Annotated in this window: 21 protein-coding genes; 14 read left to right on the forward strand and 7 right to left on the reverse strand. The window is 65.3% G+C overall.

Going from position 1 to position 23,845, the window contains the following annotated elements; translation table 11 throughout:
* Positions 1-7 precede the first annotated feature (7 nt).
* From ACIQXM_RS05055 to pdxS, 3 genes are all read left to right on the forward strand, one after another.
* A complete protein-coding gene (locus ACIQXM_RS05055) occupies positions 8-610 on the forward strand; it encodes an HIT family protein (RefSeq protein ID WP_400928500.1) in 603 nt (200 codons plus the stop codon).
* Between the two features lie 3 nt (positions 611-613).
* Positions 614-1,216, forward strand: coding sequence for a phosphatidylinositol phosphate synthase (gene pgsA, locus ACIQXM_RS05060; RefSeq protein WP_400928503.1), 603 nt, complete (start codon positions 614-616; stop codon positions 1,214-1,216).
* Between the two features lie 148 nt (positions 1,217-1,364).
* Entirely contained in the window at positions 1,365-2,306 is a 942-nt protein-coding gene (gene pdxS / locus ACIQXM_RS05065; RefSeq protein ID WP_400928505.1) for a pyridoxal 5'-phosphate synthase lyase subunit PdxS, read from the forward strand.
* A 57-nt stretch (positions 2,307-2,363) separates the two neighbouring features.
* Here pdxS and ACIQXM_RS05070 read toward each other — a convergent pair whose 3' ends face one another.
* Together ACIQXM_RS05070 and ACIQXM_RS05075 are read right to left on the reverse strand one after the other, a co-directional pair.
* On the reverse strand, positions 2,364-3,104 hold the full coding sequence (locus ACIQXM_RS05070; RefSeq protein WP_400928507.1) for a GNAT family N-acetyltransferase: 741 nt from the start codon (positions 3,102-3,104) through the stop codon (positions 2,364-2,366).
* Positions 3,105-3,151: 47 nt separating this feature from the next.
* Positions 3,152-5,170 (reverse strand): M3 family metallopeptidase, encoded by a 2,019-nt coding sequence (locus ACIQXM_RS05075; protein WP_400928510.1) that lies wholly within the window; start codon positions 5,168-5,170, stop codon positions 3,152-3,154.
* A 113-nt stretch (positions 5,171-5,283) separates the two neighbouring features.
* Here ACIQXM_RS05075 and ACIQXM_RS05080 point away from each other — a divergent pair, with 113 nt between their 5' ends.
* The gene (locus ACIQXM_RS05080; RefSeq protein ID WP_400928513.1) at positions 5,284-6,570 is read left to right on the forward strand and encodes a CapA family protein; all 1,287 of its coding nucleotides are present in this window, start codon (positions 5,284-5,286) and stop codon (positions 6,568-6,570) included.
* A gap of 250 nt (positions 6,571-6,820) precedes the next feature.
* On the opposite strand, the gene ACIQXM_RS05085 is transcribed toward ACIQXM_RS05080, so the two are convergent.
* Positions 6,821-7,591 carry a type 1 glutamine amidotransferase gene (locus ACIQXM_RS05085; RefSeq protein ID WP_400928515.1) on the reverse strand — a complete coding sequence of 257 codons (771 nt, stop codon included), beginning with the start codon at positions 7,589-7,591 and terminating at the stop codon, positions 6,821-6,823.
* A complete protein-coding gene (locus ACIQXM_RS05090; protein ID WP_400928518.1) occupies positions 7,588-8,859 on the reverse strand; it encodes a MurT ligase domain-containing protein in 1,272 nt (423 codons plus the stop codon). Before ACIQXM_RS05090 ends, ACIQXM_RS05085 begins: the two co-directional genes overlap by 4 nt.
* Positions 8,860-8,975: 116 nt before the next feature.
* On the opposite strand from ACIQXM_RS05090, the gene pdxT reads away from it, so the two are divergent.
* The 9 genes from pdxT (at position 8,976) to ACIQXM_RS05135 (ending at position 19,222) form a co-directional block, all read left to right on the forward strand.
* On the forward strand, positions 8,976-9,662 hold the full coding sequence (gene pdxT, locus ACIQXM_RS05095; protein WP_400928520.1) for a pyridoxal 5'-phosphate synthase glutaminase subunit PdxT: 687 nt from the start codon (positions 8,976-8,978) through the stop codon (positions 9,660-9,662).
* A gap of 3 nt (positions 9,663-9,665) precedes the next feature.
* On the forward strand, positions 9,666-10,421 hold the full coding sequence (locus tag ACIQXM_RS05100) for a YebC/PmpR family DNA-binding transcriptional regulator (protein WP_400928523.1): 756 nt from the start codon (positions 9,666-9,668) through the stop codon (positions 10,419-10,421).
* A gap of 7 nt (positions 10,422-10,428) precedes the next feature.
* On the forward strand, positions 10,429-11,034 hold the full coding sequence (gene ruvC, locus ACIQXM_RS05105) for a crossover junction endodeoxyribonuclease RuvC (protein WP_400928525.1): 606 nt from the start codon (positions 10,429-10,431) through the stop codon (positions 11,032-11,034).
* Positions 11,035-11,119: 85 nt separating this feature from the next.
* Positions 11,120-11,749 carry a Holliday junction branch migration protein RuvA gene (gene ruvA, locus ACIQXM_RS05110; RefSeq protein ID WP_400928528.1) on the forward strand — a complete coding sequence of 210 codons (630 nt, stop codon included), beginning with the start codon at positions 11,120-11,122 and terminating at the stop codon, positions 11,747-11,749.
* A gap of 1 nt (position 11,750) precedes the next feature.
* Entirely contained in the window at positions 11,751-12,830 is a 1,080-nt protein-coding gene (gene ruvB, locus ACIQXM_RS05115; RefSeq protein WP_400928531.1) for a Holliday junction branch migration DNA helicase RuvB, read from the forward strand.
* A gap of 258 nt (positions 12,831-13,088) precedes the next feature.
* Positions 13,089-13,583 carry a preprotein translocase subunit YajC gene (gene yajC, locus ACIQXM_RS05120; RefSeq protein ID WP_400928534.1) on the forward strand — a complete coding sequence of 165 codons (495 nt, stop codon included), beginning with the start codon at positions 13,089-13,091 and terminating at the stop codon, positions 13,581-13,583.
* A gap of 89 nt (positions 13,584-13,672) precedes the next feature.
* The gene (gene secD / locus ACIQXM_RS05125; protein ID WP_400928536.1) at positions 13,673-15,388 is read left to right on the forward strand and encodes a protein translocase subunit SecD; all 1,716 of its coding nucleotides are present in this window, start codon (positions 13,673-13,675) and stop codon (positions 15,386-15,388) included.
* Between the two features lie 2 nt (positions 15,389-15,390).
* The gene (secF, locus tag ACIQXM_RS05130) at positions 15,391-16,431 is read left to right on the forward strand and encodes a protein translocase subunit SecF (RefSeq protein ID WP_400928539.1); all 1,041 of its coding nucleotides are present in this window, start codon (positions 15,391-15,393) and stop codon (positions 16,429-16,431) included.
* 475 nt (positions 16,432-16,906) lie between these two features.
* Entirely contained in the window at positions 16,907-19,222 is a 2,316-nt protein-coding gene (locus ACIQXM_RS05135; RefSeq protein WP_400928541.1) for a RelA/SpoT family protein, read from the forward strand.
* Positions 19,223-19,260: 38 nt separating this feature from the next.
* Here ACIQXM_RS05135 and ACIQXM_RS05140 read toward each other — a convergent pair whose 3' ends face one another.
* The 3 genes from ACIQXM_RS05140 to ACIQXM_RS05150 form a co-directional block, all read right to left on the reverse strand.
* Positions 19,261-19,896 carry a hypothetical protein gene (locus ACIQXM_RS05140; protein WP_400928544.1) on the reverse strand — a complete coding sequence of 212 codons (636 nt, stop codon included), beginning with the start codon at positions 19,894-19,896 and terminating at the stop codon, positions 19,261-19,263.
* A gap of 83 nt (positions 19,897-19,979) precedes the next feature.
* Positions 19,980-21,428 (reverse strand): DUF349 domain-containing protein, encoded by a 1,449-nt coding sequence (locus tag ACIQXM_RS05145; RefSeq protein WP_400928547.1) that lies wholly within the window; start codon positions 21,426-21,428, stop codon positions 19,980-19,982.
* Positions 21,429-21,481: 53 nt separating this feature from the next.
* On the reverse strand, positions 21,482-22,282 hold the full coding sequence (locus tag ACIQXM_RS05150) for a peptidylprolyl isomerase (RefSeq protein WP_400928550.1): 801 nt from the start codon (positions 22,280-22,282) through the stop codon (positions 21,482-21,484).
* Between the two features lie 188 nt (positions 22,283-22,470).
* Here ACIQXM_RS05150 and hisS point away from each other — a divergent pair, with 188 nt between their 5' ends.
* A complete protein-coding gene (hisS, locus tag ACIQXM_RS05155; protein WP_400928553.1) occupies positions 22,471-23,817 on the forward strand; it encodes a histidine--tRNA ligase in 1,347 nt (448 codons plus the stop codon).
* Positions 23,818-23,845 lie beyond the last annotated feature (28 nt).

Here is a 23,845-nt window from a genome sequence, read left to right on the forward strand (position 1 = left end):
GGCAGGCATGCAGACGGAAAACGGCGGCCGGGACGGCAGCGGCAGTCCCTATTCCGGGGACGCTGAAGTCACCGACTCATTTGAACTCCCCGGCGTGCCGGATTCCTTTGCACGCCTGTGGACACCGCACCGCCTGGCGTACATCAAGGGCGGGCAGGAACAGGTCTCCTCGGAGCACAACTGCCCGTTCTGCGCCGCCCCGGGCCGCAGCGACGAAGAGTCGCTGATTGTCCACCGCGGCAAGCATGCCTTTGTCATCCTGAACCTGTTTCCGTACAACGCCGGACACCTGCTGGTCTGCCCGTACCGGCATGTGCCGGACTACACGGACATTGACGAGCAGGAGACAGCGGAGATTGCCGCCCTGACACAGACCGCCATGCGCGTGCTGCGGAAGGTCTCCAATCCCAGCGGCTTCAACCTGGGCATGAACCAGGGCGTGACCGGGGGAGCGGGAATCGCCGCGCACCTGCACCAGCACATAGTGCCGCGCTGGGGCGGGGACGGAAATTTCCTGCCGATCATCGCCCAGACCAAGGCAATTACCCAAACCCTGGGGGATGTCCGCCAACAAGTGGCAGACGCGTGGCCCCAGGCCAGCGAGGACTGAGCAGTGCTGAACAAATATGCAAGAGGCTTTTTCACCAGCGTCTTTACGCCGCTGGCGGCCTGGCTGCTGAAGCGCGGCGTCTCACCGGACGCAGTGACCATCCTGGGCACCCTGGGCGTCATGGTGGGCGGCCTGGTCTTCTATCCGCTGGGCCACCTGTTCTGGGGCACCCTGTTCATCACGGCGTTCATCTTCTCCGACGTTATTGACGGAATCATGGCGCGCCAGCAGGAACGCACCGGAAAATGGGGCGGTTTCCTGGATTCCACCCTGGACCGCTTCGCCGACGGCGCCCTGTTTGCCGGCGTGAGCATCTGGTATTTCACCGGCGGGCAGAATGACGCCATTGGCATCGCAGCCATCATCGCGCTGGTGCTGGGAATGCTGGTGTCTTACATCAGGGCCAAGGCCGAGTCCCTGGGCTTTAACGCCAACGTTGGCATTGCCGAGCGTGCCGAGCGTCTGGTCTCCCTGCTGGTCGCTACCGGACTGGTGGGGCTGGGCGTCCCCGAGGTCCTGCTTCTGGTGGTCCTGCTGGCGCTGTGCGCAGCCAGCTGCGTGACCATCGGGCAGCGGATGCTCGCGGTGCGCCGGCAGGCCATCTAGGCCCGATCGGCCCACAACTACGGGACAACTCACAGCTGCGCGTCACCGGAAGCAATCCGGTGGCGCGCGTCGCTCTTTAAAGCGCCGGGAAGCCCTAGGCTGGGACCAGCAGCATTTGCTGAATCGGTTTCCCACGAAGGTGAGTTCTATGCACAACCCCCAGTCCCAGGGCGCGGCTGCGCCCGTTTCCGCGTCCGGATCCCTTTCTCCGGTCACCGGCAGCAGCCGGGTCAAGCGCGGTATTGCCGAGATGCTCAAGGGCGGGGTGATCATGGACGTGGTCACCGCCGAGCAGGCCCGCATTGCCGAAGACGCCGGAGCGGTGGCAGTCATGGCGCTGGAGCGCGTTCCGGCCGACATCCGCGCCCAGGGCGGAGTTTCGCGCATGAGCGATCCCGACATGATCGACAGCATTATCAATTCGGTCTCCATCCCGGTCATGGCCAAGGCCCGGATCGGCCACTTTGTGGAGGCCCAGGTCCTGCAGTCGCTCGGGGTGGACTACATTGACGAGTCCGAAGTCCTGACCCCGGCCGATTACACGAACCACATCGACAAGTGGAAGTTCACCGTCCCCTTTGTCTGCGGTGCCACCAACCTGGGCGAAGCCCTGCGCCGCATCAACGAGGGCGCAGCCATGATCCGTTCCAAGGGTGAAGCCGGCACGGGAGACGTCTCCAACGCCACCATGCACATGCGGGCCATCCGCTCCGAGGTGGCCCGGCTGTCCTCACTGCCCGAGGACGAGCTGTACGTGGCCGCGAAGGAACTGCAGGCCCCCTATGAACTCGTGAAGGAGGTGGCTGCCGCCGGGAAGCTTCCCGTGGTGCTGTTCACCGCCGGCGGCATCGCCACACCCGCGGACGCAGCCATGATGATGCAGCTGGGCGCGGACGGCGTGTTTGTGGGCTCGGGTATCTTCAAGTCCGGCAACCCCGCCCAGCGCGCGGCAGCCATCGTGAAGGCCACCACCTTCTTCGACGACGCCGATGAAGTTGCCAAGGCTTCACGCGGCCTGGGTGAGGCCATGGTGGGCATCAACGTGGACGAAATTCCGCAGCCGCACCGGCTGGCCGAGCGCGGCTGGTAGCACCGGCCGCACCCTTGCAGTCCGTCCCGGGCATACCTGCCCGGGACGGATTGTGCGTCAGCGCAGGTCCAGGCTGAGGTACTGCCCGCGGCCGATGAGTTCGAAGCCCCGTGCCGCCAGGAACTCGGCGCCTGCAGGAGCAGCGTTGACGGCCAGCCGGTCCGCCCCTGCAGCTTCCGCCACGGTTGCCGCGCGGCTCAACAGCGCCGTTCCGTACCCCTTGCGCCGGCTGGAAGGACCAACCGCCAGCCCGAAAACGCCGGCGAGCGAACCCTTGCGGGGTTTGCGTGACGGCTCGTCGGAAACCTGCGGCTTGCCGGTGATCGGATCCATGGGCGGCGGCTGCTGATCGACGGCGGACGGGACATACACCCACGCCCGGCCCGTCAGCTTTCCGTCGCCACGGGTGGTGAGGTGCCAGGCGGTGCGCGGGTGGCTGCGCCCGGCGGCGAGTTCATCGGCGTCGGGCCCGGTGACCTCAGCGGGCTCCGGATCGACGCCGGCGGTCCCGGCGTCGTAGCGCTCCGGCACACTCACCGGGGCGCTCATCCACTGCGGCTGCGGGCCGCGGCGGAACCCGAAAGCCTCCAGCGGTGCGTAGTTCACTGCGTTGTTCATCCAGACGGACACGCTCTGCGCGCCGAGCCGGGTGGCTTCGGTCAGGCCGGGCCGGATGCCGGCGGGCGCAATCCGCTGCGGGTACAGCAGGACCAGCTGACGCCGCGCTGGCAGCCACAACCACTCCGACTCATGGGTGGAAAAGGTATTGCCGCCAGTGACTCCGGCGAGTTTAGTCAACCAATTCCGGTGAAGGTCCTGACAAGCTGCGATGGTAACCATTTAAATTAGTCTAATCCGCGGCGGTGCAGCAGCGGTTCAATGGCTGCATCACGGTCCCGGAAGTTACGGAAAGCCTGCAGCGGGTCGATGCTGTTGCCCCGGGCGAGCAGCTCGCGGCGGAACCGGTCTCCGTTCTCCCGGGTCAGGCCGCCGTTCTCCCTGAACCACTCCACGGTGTCCGCGTCCAGGACCTCGCTCCAGATGTAGGCGTAATAGGCGGCGGCATATCCGCCGGCGAAGATGTGCTTGAAGTAGCCCGAACGGTAGCGCGGCGGCACCAGATCAAGTGCCACGCCGGCGCGCTGCAGGGCCTCGGCCTCAAAGGCCTCCGGATCCTGCACGGTTTCGCCGGGAGCCAGTTCGTGCCAGGCCAGGTCCAGCAGGGTGGCACCGAGGTATTCCGTGGTGCCGAAGCCCTCGCCCCAGGTGGAGGCGGCCTCGATCTTGTCGATCACATCCTGGGGGAGCGGCTCACCGGTGACGTGGTGCTTCGCGAAGTTGGCAACAACTTCCGGCCACAGCATCCACATCTCATTGACCTGCGAGGGGTACTCCACAAAGTCACGCGGAACGGCCGTACCGGAGAACTGCGGGTAGGTGACTGAGGAGAACAGGCCGTGAAGTGCGTGTCCGAACTCGTGGAAGGCCGTCACCACTTCATCGAAGGAGAGCAGGGTGGGCTCTCCCTCCGGCGGCTTGGGGATGTTGAGGTTGTTGATGACCACCGGCTGCATGCCCAGCAGGGCGGACTGGTGCACCAGCGAATTCATCCAGGCCCCGCCTGCCTTGGTGTCGCGGGTGTAGTAGTCGCCCAGGAACAGGCCCAGCCCGGACCCGTCCTCATTCTTCACTTCCCAGATCCGGACGTCCGGGTGGTAACCGGACAAATCCGGGCGTTCGGTGAAGGTCACTCCGTACAGCCGGTTGGCGGCGTAGAAAACGCCGTCATGCAGGACCCGCTCCAGTTCGAAATAGGGCCGCAGAGCCGCGCGGTCCACGCTGAACTTTTCGCGGCGCACCTGCTCGGAGTAGTAGGACCAGTCCCAGGCCTGCAGTTCCTCGATACCGTCCCGGGCGGCGGCTTCGCGCAGCAGTTCGGCTTCGGCCTGCGCGTTGCGGACAGCGGGCGGCGCAAGCTTGCCGAGCATGGAATGGATGGCTTCCAATGACGGAGCCGTCTGGTTGTCCGTGGCGAACTCCGCGTGGTTGGCGAAGCCCAGCAGGGCAGCGCGGTCGGCGCGCAGTGCGGCCATTTCCGCGGCGAGGCCCAGCGTGTTTTCCTGGTTGTCCCGGAAACCGCGGTTCAGCGAGGCTTCGAGGAGGCGGCGGCGGGTTTCCCGGTTGGTCAGCGAGGCCAGCGCAGGCTGCGAAGTGGGCAGGACCAGGGACAGCAGATAACCCTCCTTGCCTGCCTCGGCGGCAGCGGCGGCTGCCGAGGCGACGTCGTCGTCGGAAAGACCGTCCAGCTCAGCCGCATCGGTGACCAGCAGGGCCGACTCGTTGGTGTCCTTAAGCAGCTTCTGGGCGTACTCGGTGCCCAGCACGGACAGGCGCGAGTTCAGTGTCCGCATGCGTGCCTGGCCGTCCTCATCCAGCTGGGCCCCGGCCCGGATGAAGCTGCGGCGGTATTCGGCGACCAGCCGCGCGGATTCCTCATCCAAACCCTCGGTGGAAACGGCATTAACCCGCTCGAAGAGGTCCTTGTTCAGGTAGATGGCGTCTTCGTGGGCGGCCAGCTGCGGGCCCACTTCCTGCTGGATGGCCTGAACTTCGTCAGTTGCATCCGCTGCCGTCAGCGTGAAGAACACCAGGGCCGCGCGTTCGAGCATCTGGCCTGACCGCTCCATTGCGGCGATGGTGTTCTCGAAATCAGGTGCCGCGGAATTGGCGGTTATCGCGTCGATTTCCGCGAGGTGCTCCTCAAAGCCGGCCTTGAAGGCGGGCCGGAAATCATCCGGGGTGATGTGCTCAAAAGGCGGGAGCTGATAGGGCAGGGAGCTGATACTTCCGAAAGGGTTACTCATAATTGTCAAGACTCGCATACCGCTGCTGAGCCGAACAACAGAAACGCCGTCGTAGGCTGGCCGCGGGCTGCGAGGGGCCTCCTTTGTGCCGAATATGACGAACGGGAGCGCCAATGACCAGACGCAGGCTCGGATTTTTGCCCGGGACGGGTTCGACGGCGAAGGCTGCCGCCGCTGTGCTGCTGCTGGCCGTGGCCGGATGTGCGCCGGCATCGGGTCCGGATCCGCAGGCCACGCCGTCGGCCTCCGCCGGGTCCGCTTCCAATTCCGCCCCGGCTCCCGATTCCGGAAGCAGCGGGACGGCGCCGCAGGCATCTCCGGCTCCCGCTGCGACCCCCGGCGTGGGAGCGGAATGCGCCGCTGAGCGGTGCTTCTCGATGATGGTTGCGGGAGACCTCCTGGTGCATCCGCAGCTGTGGACCCAGGCCGGAGCCGACGCCGCCGTGACCGGAAAGATGCCGCTGGACTTCGGACCGCTGCTCGAGGGCAAGCGGGCTTATCTCGACTCCGCGGACCTTGGCCTCTGCCACATGGAAACGCCTGTTGCCGAGACTGACGGGCCCTACACGGGCTATCCGCTGTTCAACGTTCCGCCGCAGATCCTGACCGCGGCCAAAGACGTGGGTTACGACGCCTGCACCACCGCCAGCAACCACACGGTGGACGCCGGAACTGAAGGACTGAACCGGACCCTGGCCGTACTGGACGCCCTGGGACTGCCCCACACCGGGTCCTACGCCACCGAAGCCGACGCCGCGAAACCCCTGATCCTGTCCACGCCGGCCGCGAAGGTGTCGGTGATCGAGGCGACCTACGGGCTGAACGGGATGAGCGCCGAGTTCGGCTGGCAGGTGGACCTGCTCGATCCCGCAGTGATGATCGCCAAGGCGAAGGCAGCCCGGGCAGCCGGCGCCGACGTCGTCGTGGGGGCGGTCCACGCCGGTGAGGAGTACGCGTCCGCACCCAACCCGCAGCAGGTGGAAGCAGCACATGCCCTGGCGGACAGCGGGGAATTCGACTTCATTTACGGCCACCACAGCCACTCCGTGCTGCCGATCGAGAACTACAACGGAACCTGGATCGCCTACGGCCTGGGCAACTCCGTCACCGAGCTGTCCCCCTGGTACGACGTGAACAACGAGGGACTGATCCTGCGCGCCCAGTTTGGCCAGGACGACGACGGCGGCTGGGACGTCACGGATCTGGCCTGGGCTCCGTCCGTCATCGTTCGGGACCCCTACCGCTGGTGCTCGGTGGCGACCGACCTGCCGCAGGGCCAATGTGCGCCGCCCGAACAGCAGGCGGCCGTGCGGGAGCGAACCATCGGCGTGGTCGAATCCATGGGCGCAGCGGATGCCGGGGCGCATGAATGGCTCGTGACGAAGGATCCGTTGCGCTGACTCCAGCTCCGGAGGTGCTGGGCTGGATTCCGTCGTGCAGATAACGGGCCTAAAAGCGGTTTCCCGGATTCCTTCGTGCAGATAGCGGGGCTAAAGGCGGTGTCCTGGATTCCTTCGTGCAGATAACGGGCCCAACGACGCGGATTCGGCTGTTTTGAGCCCCTGATCTGCACGAAGGATTTAGGCAAAGCCCGTTAGCTGCACGAAGGATCAGCTCCGGAGCACAGTAGCCCTAGCGCAGGGCAGCAGCCTACCGGGGGCGCTGCGAAGCGTGCTGCCGCGCCAGCTCGGAGAGCTTGGCCAGCTCCGCCAGATCCTTCGCGGATTCCGGCCGCGGCTCAAAGCTTCCGAACTTGCGGATCACGGCCTGCTGCAGCAGGAAGTCCGCAATGGCCGGGTTCTTGGGCAGCAGGGAGCCGTGGAGGTAGCTGGCCACCACGTTGCGGTAGCGGGCTCCCTCATAGTTGTCCTTGGAGTTGTTGCCCTCGCCCTTGCGCACCTCGGCCAGCGGCTTTACGCCTGAGCCAAGGAACGTCTGGCCGGAGTGGTTCTCGTAGCCGTGGATTTCGCCGAATTCCTCGCTGACGGAAAGCACGTTGCCGATCAGCCGTGCGGTGCCGCCGTGGGTTTCCAGGTCCAGCAGTCCGATGCCCGGAATCACCGTTCCGGTGTGCGTCTTGAAGAAGTTGCCGAACAGCTGGTACAGCCCGCAGATGGCCAGCATCGGCAGGTCGTCTTCGGCCATCGCGCGCAGCGTCGGAGCAATTGCCTGCAGGTCGTCCTGAATGACCACCTGGCCGCTGTCCTGACCGCCCCCGCCCACCAGCAGGTCCACGTCCGCCGGGAACTCGTCGCCCGGGTTGTACTCCAGGACGTTGGCGGTGTAGCCGTGCCATTTCAGGCGCTGCTTCAGGACCAGGACGTTGCCCCAGTCGCCGTAGATGTTCATTTCCCGCGGATACAGCTGCAGGATGTTGATGCTCCGGTCTTCGCCGGCCTGCGGATTACGCGGCTCGCTCATGAGACCACCTCTACTGTCGTGATCTTGGAAAGTTCCCGCCGCACGGCCAGCATGGCCGTGTACGTGCAGAAGATGCGCATGGGGGAGCATCCGGCGGATGCGATGAACTTCTTCAGCGCGTCGGTGATGTCCGGGTCGATGTCCGCCACCGGCACGTCGTCGTACTTCAGCCGCAGCGCCATGTCATAGGCGCGCACGCCCGTGACCATGTCCACGCCGTTTTCGGCGAGGGTTTCAAAGTCCACGTCCCACAGCCAGGACATGTCCCGGCCGTCGGCGTAGTTGTCGTTGATGGCGATCATGGTGGAGTAGCCGTGGGCGGCAAAGGATTTCAGTCCCAGCCGGAATCCGCTGGGGTTCTTCACCAGCACCAGTTCCAGCGGCTGCCCGTTGACCACCAGCGATTCGCCGCGGCCAAAGGCGGGTTCCACGTTGGACAGCGCCGTGAACAGGGCCTCCGAGTTGGCCTGCGGCCCGGCGATGACCCGTGCCAGGGTGAGGGCAGCGGCGGCATTGAAGATGTTGTAGACGCCGCGCAGCTTGAGCGAGGTGTTCACTACGGTGTCATCCACGCGGAAATCGGCGTCCGTTTCGGCAACGCGCTCCAGCACGACGTCGGCGGGCAGCACGGCTGCGGCGGCTTCGGCCGAGGAGCCGCGCATCTCGTCGTCGTTCGGGAAGGTGCTGCGCAGCGACGCGTCGAGGCCGAAGTAGCGCACGTCCTGCTTGTCCAGGGATGCGGCAATACCGGCCACCCGGGGGTCTTCGCGGTTCAGGACCACGGTGCCGGTGGTGGCCTGGGCAATGGTTTCCAGCAGCCGGGTGGTCTTGTCGATTTCCCCGAAACGGTCCAGCTGGTCGCGAAGCACATTCAGCAGCAGCGAATAGCGCGGCTGGATGAGTTTCACGAAGTGCGTTGCGTGCGCTTCGTCCAGCTCCAGGACGGCGACGTCGGCGTCCAGCCGCCCGCGCCAGTCCACCTCACCGAGCAGTGCGGCAGCGACGCCGCGGGTGAAGTTGCTGCCCGTGCGGTTGGTGAAGACCTTCAGCCCCTGGCTTTCAAGGAGCTCGACCACCATTTTGGTGGTGGTGGTTTTGCCGTTGGTGCCGGAGACCACGGCAACGCCAAGGGGGAGATCGGCCAGCGTGCGGCGGATGAAATCAGGATCAATTTTCTCCACCACCAGTCCGGGCAGTGCGGAGCCGCCGCCGCGCAGTTTGGAGGCACTGCGGACCAGCTTGCCTGTCAGGACGGAGAAAGAACTCATGGTGTACGAATATATCGCAAGCAGCTGCGCCGGGCTGATTCCGGCACCGCCGGCAGCATCGGGGGCGGCGGGGGCGGCGGAAGACGTTGCTCCTCTCGGGTCCGTAGACTGGCCCGATGACACAGGAGCGTAAATTGCGGGTGGGAGTGCTGGCACTGCAGGGCGGCGTCCGCGAACATGCAGCAGCGCTGGAGGCCGCGGGTGCCGCGGCAGTTCCGGTTCGGCGGCCGGGTGAACTCGACGGGCTGGGCGGCCTGGTGCTGCCGGGCGGTGAGTCCACCACCATTGACAAGCTCATGCGCACCTTCGGCGTGTACGAACCCCTGCAGGGGCGCATCCGGGAAGGCCTTCCGGTCTACGGTTCCTGTGCCGGAATGATCCTGCTGGCGGACCGCATCGCAGATCCGGCGCGCAACGCCTCCGGCGAGCCGCAGCAGACCCTGGGCGGGCTGGACATGGTGGTCCGCCGCAACGCCTTTGGCCGCCAGCGGGAATCCTTTGAAACACTGCTGGATTTCAAGGGCCTCGAAAATCTTCCGTCCGCCCGGAAATCCGGCACCGGCGCTGCTCCCGTACACGCGGTTTTTATCCGTGCACCCTGGGTGGAAAAGACGGGTAATTCGGTCCAGGTCCTCGCCGAGGTCCCGCCGCAGGGAGGCGGTCATGCGTCTGCTGAGGATTTGGTCGCTAGAATTGTGGCAGTGCGTTCGGGAAACCTGCTGGCCACCTCGTTTCATCCGGAGGTAACGGGGGAGAGCCGGGTCCACGAACTTTTTATCCAGATGATCAGAGGAGAAGCGTAGAGCATGTCGGGCCACTCTAAATGGGCAACCACTAAGCACAAGAAGGCAGTCATTGACGCCAAGCGTGCAAAGTCGTTCGCCAAGCTGATCAAGAACATTGAAGTTGCGGCCCGCGCAGGCGGCGCCGACATGGCCGGCAACCCCGGCCTTGAACTGGCTGTCGCCAAGGCCAAGAAGACCTCTGTTCCCATTGACAACATCAACCGCGCCGTCAAGCGCGGCGCCGGCCTCCTGGGCGAGGCCGTCGACTACCAGACCATCATGTATGAGGGCTACGGCCCCCAGGGAACCGCCCTGCTGATCGAGTGCCTCACGGACAACAAGAACCGTGCCGCCTCCGAGGTTCGCCTTGCGGTAACCCGCAACGGCGGCAACATGGGAGACCCCGGGTCCGTGGCGTACATGTTCACCCGCAAGGGCGTCGTCACCCTGCCCAAGAAGGACCTCACCGAGGATGACCTGCTGATGGCCGTGCTGGACGCAGGTGCAGACGAGGTGAAGGAATCCGGCGATAACTTCGAGATCATTTCGGAAGCTGCGGACCTGCGCGCCGTGGTCGCCGCACTCGAAGAAGCCGGCATTGAGTACGAGACCGACGAGGCCGAGTTCCTGCCCTCCATGCACGTGGAGCTGGACGCAGACAACGCCCGTAAGTTCCTGAAGCTCGTGGACGCCGTGGAGGACCTGGACGACGTCCAGAACGTGTACTCCAACGCTGACATCCCCGCCGAGGTCTTCGCACAGCTCGAAGACGACTGAGCACCCGGTGAGCCTGCGCGTCCTGGGCGTTGATCCGGGCCTTACCCGCTGCGGGCTGGGAGTCGTTGAAGTTGAACGCAACCGCCGTGCCACCCTGGTGGCTGTTGGCGTGGTGGGCACGGAAGCCGGAACCGCCCTGGACGCCAGGCTGCTGGTGATCTCCAATGCCATTGAGCTGTGGCTGGACACCCACAAACCGGATGTCCTGGCCGTTGAACGCGTCTTCAGCCAGCTCAACGTTTCCACGGTGATGGGCACCGCCCAGGCGTCCGGCGTCGTCATTGCGGCGGCGGCACGCCGCGGCATTCCCGTGGCCCTGCACACGCCCACCGAGGTCAAGGCAGCGGTGACGGGTTCCGGCTCCGCCAACAAGGACGCGGTGGGCAAAATGGTCACCAAGATCCTGCGGCTGGATGAAATGCCCAAGCCCGCGGACGCCGCCGACGCCCTGGCGCTGGCCATCACCCATGCCTGGCGGCGCGGCGTGGCCGGTCCGGGGCAGACGACGGCGGGATCGGCCTCCGGAGCGCGGGCCGCGGTTCGCCCGCCGAGCAACGGGCTGACGCCTGCCCAGCGGCTGTGGGCCGAGGCGGAAGCCCGGGCCCGGCGTTGACTGCAGCGTGCCGGAACCGCGGATTCGGGCCGGCACACAGTAGGGTATTCGTAGATATGTTCTACACAGCCCCTGGAGTTTTGTCATGATTGCATCCCTGCGCGGGACCGTAACGCACGTTGGCCTGCACTCGGCGGTGATCGACGTCAACGGCATGGGCATGCTCATCCAGGCCACGCCGCAGACACTGAGCTCCCTGCACGTGGGCCGCGAGGCCGTGGTGCAGACGGCCCTGATTGTCCGCGAGGACTCCATGACCCTCTTCGGCTTCACCGACGCGGACCAGCGTGAAGTCTTTGAGACGCTGCTGAGTGTCAGCGGAGTGGGCCCGCGCATTGCCCTGGCCGTCCTGGCCGTCCACACCCCCGAAGCCATCCGCGTTGCCGCTTCCTCCGGCGATGACAAGGCGTTCAGCAAGGTCTCCGGCATCGGCCCCAAGGGTGCCCGGCGGATTGTGCTGGAGCTGGCGGACAAGCTGGTGCCGCTGGGCACCGCAGACAACCCCGCCGCAGCGCGCTGGCAGGACCAGGTCCTCGCCGCTATGACCGGTCTGGGCTGGTCCGAGAAGGACGCCAACGCAGCCATTGACGTGGCCGTCGCCGAAGCTCCCGAGGTTGCCGCAGGCGGCAACGTAGGCGAAATCCTGAAACTGACGCTCCGCCGGCTGGGAACCGACGGTGCCCGTGCCCGCGCTCCCCGCCAGCAGGTGGGCTGAGGTGTCGGTCCTTCCCGGCGACGGGCTCGTAGCCGCCGCCGGCGACCCGGATGATAAGGCGATTGAGGCGGCCCTGCGGCCCAAGAACCTGGATGACTTTGTGGGCCAGAAGCGCGTCCGCGAGCAGCTCTCGCTGGTCCTGGAAGCCTCCCGGCTCCGCGGCCGGAGCGCGGACCACGTGCTGCTGTCCGGGCCTCCCGGCCTGGGCAAAACCACCCTGTCCATGATCATCGCGGCCGAAATGAACGCGCCGCTGCGTATTTCCTCCGGCCCCGCCATCCAGCACGCCGGAGATCTGGCGGCCATCCTGTCCTCGCTCACCGAGGGCGAGGTGCTGTTCCTCGATGAGATCCACCGGATGTCCCGCCCCGCCGAGGAAATGCTTTACATGGCCATGGAAGACTTCCGTGTGGACATCATTGTGGGCAAGGGGGCCGGAGCCACCGCCATTCCGCTGGACCTGCCGCCCTTCACCCTCGTGGGTGCCACCACCCGGGCCGGCCTCCTGCCGGGGCCCCTCCGTGACCGTTTCGGGTTCACCGGACACCTGGAGTTCTACTCCACCGCCGAACTGGAGCTGGTGCTGCGCCGCTCCGCCATGTTGATGGACATGAAGGTCAACTCCGCCGGCTTCGCCGAGGTGGCCGGCCGCTCCCGGGGTACACCGCGCATCGCCAACCGGCTCCTGCGCCGGGTGCGTGACTGGGCGCTGGTTCACGGCGTGGACCAGATTGACGCCCGCACCGCCGGGGCCGCCCTGGACATGTATGAGGTGGATGCCCGCGGCCTGGACCGGCTGGACCGTTCGGTGCTCCGCGCGCTCGTCACCAAATTCAACGGGGGACCGGTGGGCCTGTCCACCCTGGCCATCGCCGTCGGAGAAGAACCGGAAACTGTGGAAACGGTGGCCGAACCGTACCTGGTGCGCGAAGGGCTCCTGGGCCGCACGCCGCGCGGGCGCATTGCCACCCGGGCCGCCTGGGAACACCTCGGCCTGGAAATGCCGGAGAATGTTGCGGCGGGTCTGCCGGAGAACATGTTCTCCGGCCCCGGAACCAACACATCCGCGGAGGACGGGTAAGGGTTCCACTAGGCGGGCGCCCGGCGCGGTTCGGAGCGGCTTGAGGATACCGGCCGCTGGAGAGAAAATGCAGTGCAGGAAGAAACTTTTCTGCCGTCGCGGACGTTTTACCTTTAGACTGGTCACTTGTTGTGCCGCACCTTTGTGTCGTGGTGCACAAAAGACTTCAGCGCAAGCGACTGCGGACACCGCCGGCCACGCCGGATAGCGTGTCCCCATACCTGCACACCATCTCCACAACAGAAACGGAACCACTCTGTGTTCTTAAACGTCTTGGCCCAAAACACCGCCGACCAGCCCCAGGGAGGCTTCAGCTTCAGCAGCCTGCTGCTGCCCATTCTGCTGGCGTTGTTCATCTTCATGATGTTCCGCAAGCAGAAGAAGACGCAGAAGACGGTTCAGGATCAGCGGACCCAGATGGTTCCCGGCACTGAGGTGATGACCCAGTTCGGTCTGTTTGGAACTATCCTCTCGATCAACTCCGAGGAAAACAAAGCGGTCCTGGAGCTCTCTCCCGGCAACACCGCCACCGTGCACCTGCAGGCGCTGACGAAGGTTGTCACGCAGCAGCCGGCAGCCGCCGAAGACGCCCCGGTGGTTCCGGATGATGCTTCCTCGATCACAGCCGGAGATTCCAGCGACGCAGCGCGCACCTCGGATCCGATGAACCGGGATGACTCCGCTGCCCACGCCGGTGAGACGGCCGAGGAAACGCTCGATCGCCTGAACCGCGAAAACAATAAAGAGAACTAGACTCTCCACGGGCCTGCGGAGCCAGACTCTCCGCAGGCTGCCCGGGGTCACCTGGCCTCCGGTGTCTCACGCTAAAAGGAATATCCCCTATGCCTCGTACCGGCCCCGGCTCGGCCGCAAAAAAGACGCTCCTCTGGTTGGGCGTCATTTTTGCTGCTCTGGCCCTTTTACTCGGCGGCGGTTCCATGTGGAGCAACGCCAGCTGGACCCCGAAACTTGCCCTTGACCTGGAGGGCGGCACCGAAATGATCCTTGCGCCCAAGGTGCAGGGCGGTACCGAAATAACGCAGGAACAGCTGGACCAAGCTGTGGAAATCATCCGCCAGCGCGTGGACGGCAGCGGTGTTTCCGAAGCGGAAATCACCACGCAGTCCGGCCGCAATGTAGTGGTCTCACTGCCAGGCGTCCCGTCGGCGGAAACCCGTGAACTGATCCAGGCCTCGGCCGCGATGGAATTCCGTCCGGTCCTTTCCGTTGGCGCTGCGGCAGCCGCCGCCGAGCCGGTCCCGGATGACCAGCTGCCGAAGCCGGCCGCTGAGCCGGCCAACGCCTCCGACGACAACTGGATCACTCCGGAGCTGTACCGCGAATTCGAAAGCACTGACTGCACGGATCCGGCCACCCTGGAAGCTTCAGTGGAACCGGCACCGTCGGACAAGCCCATGATCGCCTGTGAACCCGGCTCCGGCGCCAAATACATCCTCGGCCCCGTCGAGGTTCCCGGCTCGGACATTGAAGATGCCACCTTTGGCATGTCCACCAGCAGCCAGGGCGCCTCGATCAACGAGTGGGGCGTGAACATCAAGTTCAACGGTGAAGGCACCGACGTCTTCAAGACTGTGACGGAACGCCTCTTCGCCTTCCAGCAGGGAGATCCGCACAACCAGTTCGCCATTGTGCTGGACGGCCAGGTCATCTCCGCCCCCACCGTTCAGGGCGTCATCACCGACGGCCAGCCCCGCATCACGGGCAACTTCACGCAGGAATCGGCAAAGGCGCTGTCCGAGCAGCTGAAGTACGGCGCACTGCCCATCAGTTTTGATATCCAGAGCGAACAGCAGATCTCGGCAACGCTCGGCGCAGACCAGCTCAAGATGGGCCTTATTGCCGGCGTCATCGGCCTGGCACTGGTAGCTGTCTACTCACTGTTCCAGTACCGCGCCCTGGGCTTCGTCACCATCATCTCGCTGGTGGTGGCCGGCCTGCTGACCTACCTCGCCATCTGCCTGCTCGGCTGGGGACAGAACTACCGGCTCTCGCTCGCCGGGGTGGCGGGCCTGATCGTGGCGATCGGCCAGACCGCCGACTCCTTCATCGTCTACTTCGAACGAATACGTGATGAACTGCGCGACGGGCGCGGGCTCGCGGCTGCCGTGGACAACGGCTGGAAGCGTGCCAAGCGCACGGTGCTGGCGTCCAAGGCAGTGAACATCCTCGCCGCCGTCGTGCTCTACTTCGTGGCTGTGGGCAACGTGCGCGGCTTCGCCTTCACGCTGGGCCTGACCGCAGTTGCCGACCTCATTGTGGTGTTCATGTTCACCCACCCGACCATGGTGCTGCTGGCCCGCACCAAGTTCTTCGGCGAGGGCCACAAATGGTCCGGCCTGGACACCACCCGCCTGGGCGCCGTGCCGCTGTACCGCGGTGCCGGACGCATCCGCGAACCCGGGTCGGCTCCTGTGCGGGTCAAGAACAAGGCAGCTTCGAAGGAAGCCGAACGCCGGATGACCATCGCCGAGCGCCGCCTCGCGGAGAAGCAGGATTCACTGGCCGGATCCGGCCGCAGCACTGAAAAGGAGGGCTAGGAATGAGTAAGCTCCCAAAGTTTGCCACGTTCGGCAACGAGCTTTACACCGGCAGGCGTTCCTACCCGTTTGTGCCCAAGGCCAAGCTCTGGTTCATCATTGCAGCCGTCGCCGTGGCCATCTCCATCCTCATCCCGGTGGCCAAGGGCGGATTCAACCTGGGCATCGACTTCCGCGGTGGCTCCGAATTCACCATCTCCGGAACCGAGAACAGCGAGGTCAGCCCGGGTGAGGAAGCCGTGGGCGACGTCGCAAGCGAGTCCCGCGTCACCAACATTGCTCCGGGCACCATCCGGGTGCAGACCGAACAGCTCAGCGATGACCAGACGCTGGAGGTCAAGGCCAACCTGGCCGAGGCCTACGGCGTCAACGAAGACCAGATCACGTCCACGTACATCGGCCCCACCTGGGGGCAGGATGTCAGCCGGCAGGCGCTGATCGGCCTGGTGGTGTTCGTGGCGCTGGCGGCAGTGCTGATGGCCCTGTACTTCCGCACCTGGAAGATGTCCGTGGCTGCCATTACCGCCCTGCTGGTGGTGATGGTGACCACCGCCGGACTCTACTCGCTCAGCGGGTTCGAAGTGACGCCGTCGGCCATCATTGGTTTCCTGACCGTGCTCAGCTACTCCCTCTATGACACGGTGGTGGTCTTTGACAAGGTTCGGGAAAACACCAAGAACCTGGACAAGAGCACCAAGCGCACGTTCATGGAGCAGGTGAACCTGGCCGTGAACCAAACCCTGGTCCGGTCCATCAACACCTCCGTGGTGGCAGTGCTTCCCGTGGCATCGGTGCTCTTCATCGGCGCTTTCCTGCTCGGGGCCGGCACGCTGAAGGACCTGTCGCTGGCGCTGTTCATCGGCATCATCCTGGGCACGGTGGCCACCGTGTTCATCGCCGCACCGCTGTACGCCGTGCTCCGCCGCAACGAGCCGGACATCGTGAAGCAGGCAAAGCGCGTGAAGGACCGCAGGGCGCAGGAAGCCAAGGAAGCAGCCGCGGCATCGCCTGCGGGTGCCACGGCGGTCTCCTCCGGCAGCTAGCTGCACGGAAGCCGGCTCGGAGAATATCCGGACAGGCAGCCGGCAAAAGAAGGTCTCCGGACGGGGCTGTTCGCAGTATTCGAACACCTCGTCCGGGGGCCTTCTGCGTCATCCGCGGCTCCTCCGCGCAGCGGAAGGAAGCGCGGATGACGCAGTTTAGGAGAAGACATGCATAGGCATAGACTTGATGCAAAGACCGGTACATTCAGCGCTCCCGTGACTTGGGGGAATAGGAGCGCCTAAGGTGGAAAAGGTCGAATACGTCTCAGAGAGGGCAGTAGTGGGAGAGAGCGCGACACCAGCCGATAAGGCAGGCGCAGAAAGGGCTTCCGGGAAACCCGTCACGGCAGATCCGGTAGCTCCGGTTTCCGCTGCCCCCCGGCCGGCCGATTCCCGGAAATCTTCCACGGCCCCCGTGCCGGTGAAGCCCCGGGAAGCTTCTTCTGCCGCCAAATCCGCGCGTGGCCCGCAGGCCTTGCCTGAATCCGGCCCGAACGCTTCGTCCGTGCCGGCAGGCGCGGGAAGCGCTGCGCCGGTCCGTCCGGCGCCGGCCCGCCGCACCTCCACCAGGGCGCGCCTGGCACGTCTTGCCGGACGCGGCTCCACCGGTTATTCGCCCATGCTGGAGCCGTTGCTTCGCACCGTCCGGGCCAACAATCCCAAAGAGGACCTGGACCTGATCCAGCGGGCCTACTTGGTGGCCGAACGCAGCCACGATGGCCAGAAGCGCAAGAGCGGCGATCCCTACATCACTCATCCGGTTGCCGTGGCAACCATTCTTGCCGAGCTGGGCATGACCGGCACCACCCTTGCTGCCGCACTCCTGCACGACACCGTGGAGGACACGAGCTACACGCTGGACGAGCTCCGCCGCGACTTCGGCCCCGAAGTTGCCATGCTGGTGGACGGCGTCACCAAGCTGGACAAGGTGACCTTCGGAGACGCCGCCCAGTCCGAAACCGTGCGCAAAATGGTCGTTGCCATGGCGAAGGACATTCGGGTCTTGGTCATCAAGCTCGCCGACCGGCTGCACAACGCCCGCACCTGGCGCTTCGTGTCCCCGGAATCCTCCGCCCGCAAGGCACGCGAGACCCTGGAAATTTTCGCTCCGCTGGCCCACCGGCTGGGTATGAACACCATCAAATGGGAGCTGGAGGACCTGTCCTTCGCTGCCCTGCATCCGAAGGTGTATGACGAGATCGTGCGGATGGTCGGGGACCGGACCCCGGAACGCGAAAAGTACCTCTCCACCGTGCGGAGCCAGATCGCCGATGACCTGCATGCGGTGAAGATCAAGGCGACCATCACCGGCCGGCCTAAGCACTATTACTCGATCTACCAGAAGATGATTGTCCGGGGCAAAGACTTCGACGACATCCATGACCTGATGGGCGTGCGCGTCCTGGTGGACTCGGTGCGCGACTGCTATGCCACCCTTGGAGCCCTGCATGCACGGTGGAACCCGCTGCCGGGGCGGTTCAAGGACTACATCGCCATGCCGAAGTTCAACATGTACCAGTCGCTGCACACCACGGTGATCGGTCCCGGCGGCAAGCCGGTGGAAATCCAGATCCGCACCCATGACATGCACCGCCGCGCCGAGTACGGCGTGGCGGCCCACTGGAAGTACAAGGACGGCTCCCGCACTCCCGTGGGACCGGAAAACAATGACATGGGCTGGCTCAGGTCCTTGGTGGACTGGCAGCAGGAGACATCGGATCCGGACGAGTTCCTGGACTCGCTGCGCTTTGAAATCAACGCCCGCGAGGTCTTTGTTTTCACCCCCAAGGGCGAGGTCATGGCCCTGCCCGCCGGGTCAACCCCGGTGGACTTCGCCTACGCGGTTCACACCGAGGTGGGGCACCGGACCATCGGTGCCCGCGTCAACGGAAAACTGGTGCCGCTGAACAGTGAGCTCCAGCACGGTGACTGGGTGGAAATCTTTACCTCCAAGGCTGAGGGTGCCGGCCCGAGCCAGGACTGGCAGGGGTTCGTCAAGAGCCCCCGCGCCCGGAACAAGATCCGCCAGTGGTTCACGAAGGAACGCCGTGAAGAGGCGATCGACAAGGGCAAGGAACTGCTGACGCGGGGGATGCGCAAGCAGAACCTTCCGCTGCAGCGCCTGATGACCCACGACGCCCTGGTAACCGTCGCCCAGGAGCTGCACCACCAGGACATCTCGGCGCTGTATGCGGCGGTGGGAGACGGGCACACGTCGGCCCAGAATGTCATCGAGCATCTGGTCTCGCTCATGGGCGGACACCAGGGTGCCGAAGAGGATCTGGCCGAAACACCTGTCTCGACGGCGGCCCGCCGGCCCAAGTTCTCCGATTCGGGAGTGACGGTCCGCGGAGTGGGCGACGTTTGGGTCAAGCTGGCCCGGTGCTGCACCCCGGTGCCGCCGGATCCGATCATCGGTTTTGTCACCCGCGGTTCCGGGGTGTCGGTGCACCGCAGCGACTGCCGCAACGTTTCCGAGCTTCGGGACCAGCCGGACCGGATTGTGCCGGTGGACTGGGCTCCCACCCAGTCTTCGGTCTTCCTGGTGGAAATCCAGGTGGAAGCACTGGACCGCAAGAGCCTGCTCTCCGACGTCACCCGGGTGCTCTCGGAGAACCATGTGAACATCCTCTCCGCCAGCGTGAATACCTCAAGCGACCGGGTGGCGATGTCCAAGTTTGTGTTTGAGATGGGCGATCCCAAGTATCTCGACCACATCCTGGGTGCCGTGCGCCGGATCGACGGCGTATTTGACGTCTACCGGACCACGGGTTCCCAGCGGCGCGTCTAACCCGGCCCGGGCCTCCTGCCGCAGGCGGCCCGGGTGCTTCAGGCATCCCGGCGGTCCGGTGCGGACTGCCGGAGCAAAAGATCCAGCCGCCGCAGGGCGGCGGACTTTCCCGGCTGCCGGCCTCCCGCGTCCACTGCGCTGCGGACCCGTGGAAGGGAACAATCCAGCACCGGGTTGGCGGCGATGGCCAGCAGCGCCTGCCGTGCTTCTTCCTCCGGACCGTGCAGGGCCAAATCCACGGCCGTGCGCAGGGGAGTGCTAACCCTTATCCCGGCAATATCCATGCCGTCCGCGGGCGTCAGCCGGACCTCGTGGAGGACCGCGGGGCTGAAGGGCGGCAGGGCCGTGGTCCGGCTGCGGTGGTCAACCAGCAGCTGCAGGCGCCGGGGCGGGGGCGCACAGCCGTACACCCAGGCCGCCGTCAACCGTCCGAGCATGGCCTTGGCACTCAGCCGCTGCGGAAGGGTATGCAGGGCTGCCAGCGCACGGCACACCGGGTCGAGCTGGACGTCCCAGCGCACATAGGTGCCCGCATAGACCCAGCGCAGCAAACCGTCAGCTTCCATCGCCTGCAGTTCAGGACTGGAAAAGTCGCCGCCGGCATAAAACAGGGCTCCGCCGGTGGAGGTGAACTCCGGCAGCACACCCGGGTAAGGAAACAGTGTTGCCGGCATGAGCCAACCCTGACCCACTTCCGGAAAAAGCAAAAGGCCCGGCATCTTCCCTGTGGACAGGGTAGATGCCGGGCCTTTGGAGGCTAGGAGAAGTCCTGTGCAGACTTCTGCAGCATGGCCAGCCACTGCTGGCGGGCTTCAAGGGCTTCACGGGCATCGGCGATTTTCTTTGCGTTGCCGTCCTTTTCAGCTGCGGCCAGATCTTCTTCAAGGGAAGCGATCGTGGCTTCGAGCTGGCTCAGGGCGCTGTTGGTGCGGGCCTTGGTTTCCGGGTTGCTCTTCTGCCAGTGCTCATCCTCGGCGGCCTTGACGGCCTCCTCGACCTTGCGGATCCCGGCTTCCATCCGTCCCATGTCCGCCCGCGGAACCTTGCCGGCCTCTTCCCAGCGGTCCCGGATGGAGTTCAGCGCCCTGCGGGCTGCAGTGAGGTCGCGGACCGGAAGGATGGCCTGGGCTTCCTTCAACAGCTCTTCCTTGACCACGAGGTTGGCTGCGAACTCTTCGTCAATTACCTCATTGGCTGCCTGGCGGGCGGCAAAGAACGTGTCCTGTGCGGCACGGAATCGTCCCCACAGGGCGTCGTCATCCTTGCGGCTGGCGCGCTTGGATGCTTTCCACTCGTCCATGAGCCGGCGGTACTCTGCAGCAGTGTTGCCCCAGTCGGTGGACGTAGCCAGTTCCTCGGCGCGGGCAATCAGTGCTTCCTTGGCCTGCTTGGCAGCGGTGTTTTCGCTGTCCAGCTGCGAGAAGTAGGCGCGGCGGTGGCGGTCAAAGACGGTGCGGGCGGAACGGAACCGCTTCCACAGGCTGTCCTCATTGCTGCGGCCAAGGCGGGGCCCGTTCTTCTGGGCCGCCTTCCAGGCCTCGAACAGCTCATTCATCCGGTTGCTGCTGGTCTTCCACTGGATGGTGGCGGGATCCTTGGCGGCAATCTCTTCGGCCTCGGCCACAATGGCTTCACGGGCGGCAAGCTCGCGGGCCCGAACGGCCTCGGCTTCGGCACGCTCGGCTGCTTCAGCTTCCTTGATGCTGCTGCGCAGGGCTTCGATCTGTGCGTCAAGAGCCAGCACGTCACCGACCATCTTGCGTTCGGCAACCTGCTCGCCGAGGTGCTTCAGGGTCTTGAGCATGTCCGTGGTGGGGGCCTTGGCCTGAACCCGGGCCTCCAGCAGCGCAAGCTGGCTGGCGGCGTCGTCGTACTTGCGCACAAAGTAGGCCAGCGCTTCATCCCGGCTGGCATCGGGGTACTGGCCCACCGGGAATTCTTCGCCGTTCACGATCAGGAAGACGTGGCCGTCCTCCTCCACCCGCGCAAAGCGGGCTGCTTCCTCAAGGGAGGTGGAGTGCACCGGGGGTGCACTGATGACAGGCTTGGGCGCGGCGGCAGGAGCCGAACCTTCTGCATCAGGCGCTGCGGGCGCCGGACGCCGTGCAGCGAAGGCTGCCGGGGTAGGCGCTGCGGGCCGCAGGGTTTCGGAAGTCTCCGAGCCGGGGCCGGGAACTGTTTCGTCGGATTTCTGACTGTCTGTCACCGCTAAAAGTCTTTCACTCGAGGTTTGGCAGTGCGCGAAGCCCGCGCTGCCATTTACTTCAGGGTAAACGAGTCTATCGTCACCGGGGTTTTCGGTGTTCCGTCCTGGACAGCGGCACCGTCTTTGACGGCTCCCTGTGCAGCGACGGATTCCAAAACATCCAGCCCTGACGTTAGCTTACCCATGATCGTGTAACCGCCCGTATCCTGCGGAATAACGGAGTCTTTGTACACAATGAAGAACTGTGTCCCGTTGCTGTCCGCGGAGGCGCCGCGGGCCACCGCGAGGGAACCCGCCGGATACTTTCCGTCGGCGGGCGTATTCTCCACGGGTCCCCACTGGTAGCCCGGATCTGCGGCTCCGTCACCGTTGAGGGAACCGCACTGCAGCACGCCCATGGTCTCGGCAGTGGTGAGCCGGTGGCAGGTCTTACCCTCGAAGAAACCCGACTCAGCCAGCGACGAGAACACGGCCACTGCCTGCGGTGCTGTATTTCCGTCCAGCTCCACACCCAAATCCCCGGCGCTGGTGGCAAGCGTTCCGGTGAAGACCCTGCCTTCGGCAAGCGACGGATCCGGGACCGCCGGTGCGGTGGCTGGATCCGAGGGTGCGGCTGGATCCGAGGATGCGGCTGCGGCCTGCTGCTCGATGAGCCGGGATTCCTCGGGGGTGGGATTGGAGGAGAACCAGGCCACCTGCAGGGCCAGCGCCAGCGCCAGTGCCAGGGCAGCTGCCGCGCCGGCGAAAACATTGTCCCGTTTCCTGCGTTTGGCCTGGCTTTGCTGCAGAGCACGCTTCGCCTGGATACGGGCAATGCGCCGCCGTGTTTCGCGGTCTTGGCGGGGAGCAGCCACAGGTTCTCCTCATGCAGCGGATGGACGTCGTCGGCCGGGCTGGGGCGCCGGCCGCAGCAATGCTGGTTCTTCCGGTTCGCCTTGGCGCGCGCGGACGACCTAAAATGAGTGCCGCACTTAGTTTAGGCATGCCGCCAGGCGAATCCCCTGCAGCAGACCGCCTCAATCCCCAGAAGGAGCTCGCCCTCATGGCACGCAAGGCCTCACTGTCCGGTTTCCCCGAATGGCTGCCGCAGGAACGCCTCGTTGAACTGCATGTCCTCGACGTCCTGCGGCGCACTTTTGAACTGCACGGGTTCACGAACATCGAAACGCGCGCCGTGGAAACCGTGGGACAGCTGCTGCGCAAGGGCGAGATTGACAAGGAAGTCTACGCGCTGAGCCGGCTGCAGGCTGAAGAAGGCGAAGCTGCCGGCAAGACGGATCCCAACTCCCTGGCCCTGCACTTTGACCTCACCGTTCCCTTTGCCCGGTATGTGGTGGAGAACGCCGGACACCTGGCGTTCCCGTTCCGCCGCTATCAGATCCAGAAAGTCTGGCGCGGCGAGCGCCCGCAGGAAGGCCGCGCCCGCGAATTCACGCAGGCGGACATTGACGTGGTGGGCGACGGCGAACTCCCGTTCCGGTACGACGTCGAGCTGGCGCTGGTCATCGCCGAGGCGCTGGGCGCCCTGCCCATTCCCGACTTCAAGATCCGGGTCAACAACCGCAAACTGGCCGAGGGCTTCTACCGGGGCATAGGCCTGGAAGACACCGCGGGTGTGCTGCGCAGCATCGACAAGCTGGAAAAGATCGGTGCTGCACGGGTGGCTGAGCTGCTGCAGGAAGAACTCGGCGCCAGCGCCGAACAGGCCGACGCCGCCCTGAAGCTGGCCTCCATCCGCACTGAGGACATGTCCTTCGTGGAGCAGGTCCGAGCCCTGGGCGTGTCCAACGAACTGCTCGAAGAAGGATTGGACGAGCTTTCCCAGGTCATCGCCGAAGCCGTCAAGCGTGCCCCCGGCCGCGTGGTGGCGGACCTGAGCATCGCCCGCGGCCTGGACTACTACACGGGCACTGTGTATGAAACCGTGCTGGTGGGACATGAGTCCCTGGGCTCAATCTGTTCCGGCGGGCGCTACGATTCGCTGGCTTCCAAGGGCAACCGCAAGTTCCCCGGCGTCGGTCTCTCCATCGGCGTGACCCGCCTGGTGATGCGCATCCTGAGCCAGGAGTTCGCCGCAGCCAACCGCAGCGTTCCCACCGCCGTCCTGGTGGCCCTCACCAGCGACGACTCCTGGTCCGCCGCCCAGGACATCGCGGCGGACCTGCGTTCGCGCGGCATCTCAGTGGAAGTGGCCGCAAAAGCGGAGAAGTTCGGCAAGCAGATCAAGTACGCGGACCGCCGCGGGATTCCCTTTGTCTGGTTCACCTCAGAGGACGGCTCGCACGAGGTCAAGGACATCCGCTCCGGTGAGCAGGTGCCTGCCGATCCGCAGACCTGGACGCCGCCGGCCGAGGACCTGTTTGTCCAGGTAACCCCCGCCCAGCAGTAAGTCCCAGGCCCGGCTGCCGCACTGCCCG

This window comes from Arthrobacter sp. NPDC097144 (genome assembly GCF_044762205.1).
Lineage (GTDB): Bacteria > Actinomycetota > Actinomycetes > Actinomycetales > Micrococcaceae > Arthrobacter_B.

Coding starts and splice junctions, on each gene's coding strand:
- ACIQXM_RS05080 (WP_400928513.1), top strand. CDS start 5,284: ATGACCAGACGCAGGCTCGGATTTTTGCCCGGGACGGGTTCGACGGCG.
- ACIQXM_RS05090 (WP_400928518.1), bottom strand. CDS start 8,859: ATGAGTTCTTTCTCCGTCCTGACAGGCAAGCTGGTCCGCAGTGCCTCC.
- secF (WP_400928539.1), top strand. CDS start 15,391: ATGAGTAAGCTCCCAAAGTTTGCCACGTTCGGCAACGAGCTTTACACC.
- ACIQXM_RS05075 (WP_400928510.1), bottom strand. CDS start 5,170: ATGAGTAACCCTTTCGGAAGTATCAGCTCCCTGCCCTATCAGCTCCCG.
- pdxT (WP_400928520.1), top strand. CDS start 8,976: ATGACACAGGAGCGTAAATTGCGGGTGGGAGTGCTGGCACTGCAGGGC.
- hisS (WP_400928553.1), top strand. CDS start 22,471: ATGGCACGCAAGGCCTCACTGTCCGGTTTCCCCGAATGGCTGCCGCAG.
- ruvA (WP_400928528.1), top strand. CDS start 11,120: ATGATTGCATCCCTGCGCGGGACCGTAACGCACGTTGGCCTGCACTCG.
- ACIQXM_RS05055 (WP_400928500.1), top strand. CDS start 8: ATGCAGACGGAAAACGGCGGCCGGGACGGCAGCGGCAGTCCCTATTCC.
- ACIQXM_RS05140 (WP_400928544.1), bottom strand. CDS start 19,896: ATGCCGGCAACACTGTTTCCTTACCCGGGTGTGCTGCCGGAGTTCACC.
- ACIQXM_RS05085 (WP_400928515.1), bottom strand. CDS start 7,591: ATGAGCGAGCCGCGTAATCCGCAGGCCGGCGAAGACCGGAGCATCAAC.
- secD (WP_400928536.1), top strand. CDS start 13,673: ATGCCTCGTACCGGCCCCGGCTCGGCCGCAAAAAAGACGCTCCTCTGG.
- ACIQXM_RS05100 (WP_400928523.1), top strand. CDS start 9,666: ATGTCGGGCCACTCTAAATGGGCAACCACTAAGCACAAGAAGGCAGTC.
- pdxS (WP_400928505.1), top strand. CDS start 1,365: ATGCACAACCCCCAGTCCCAGGGCGCGGCTGCGCCCGTTTCCGCGTCC.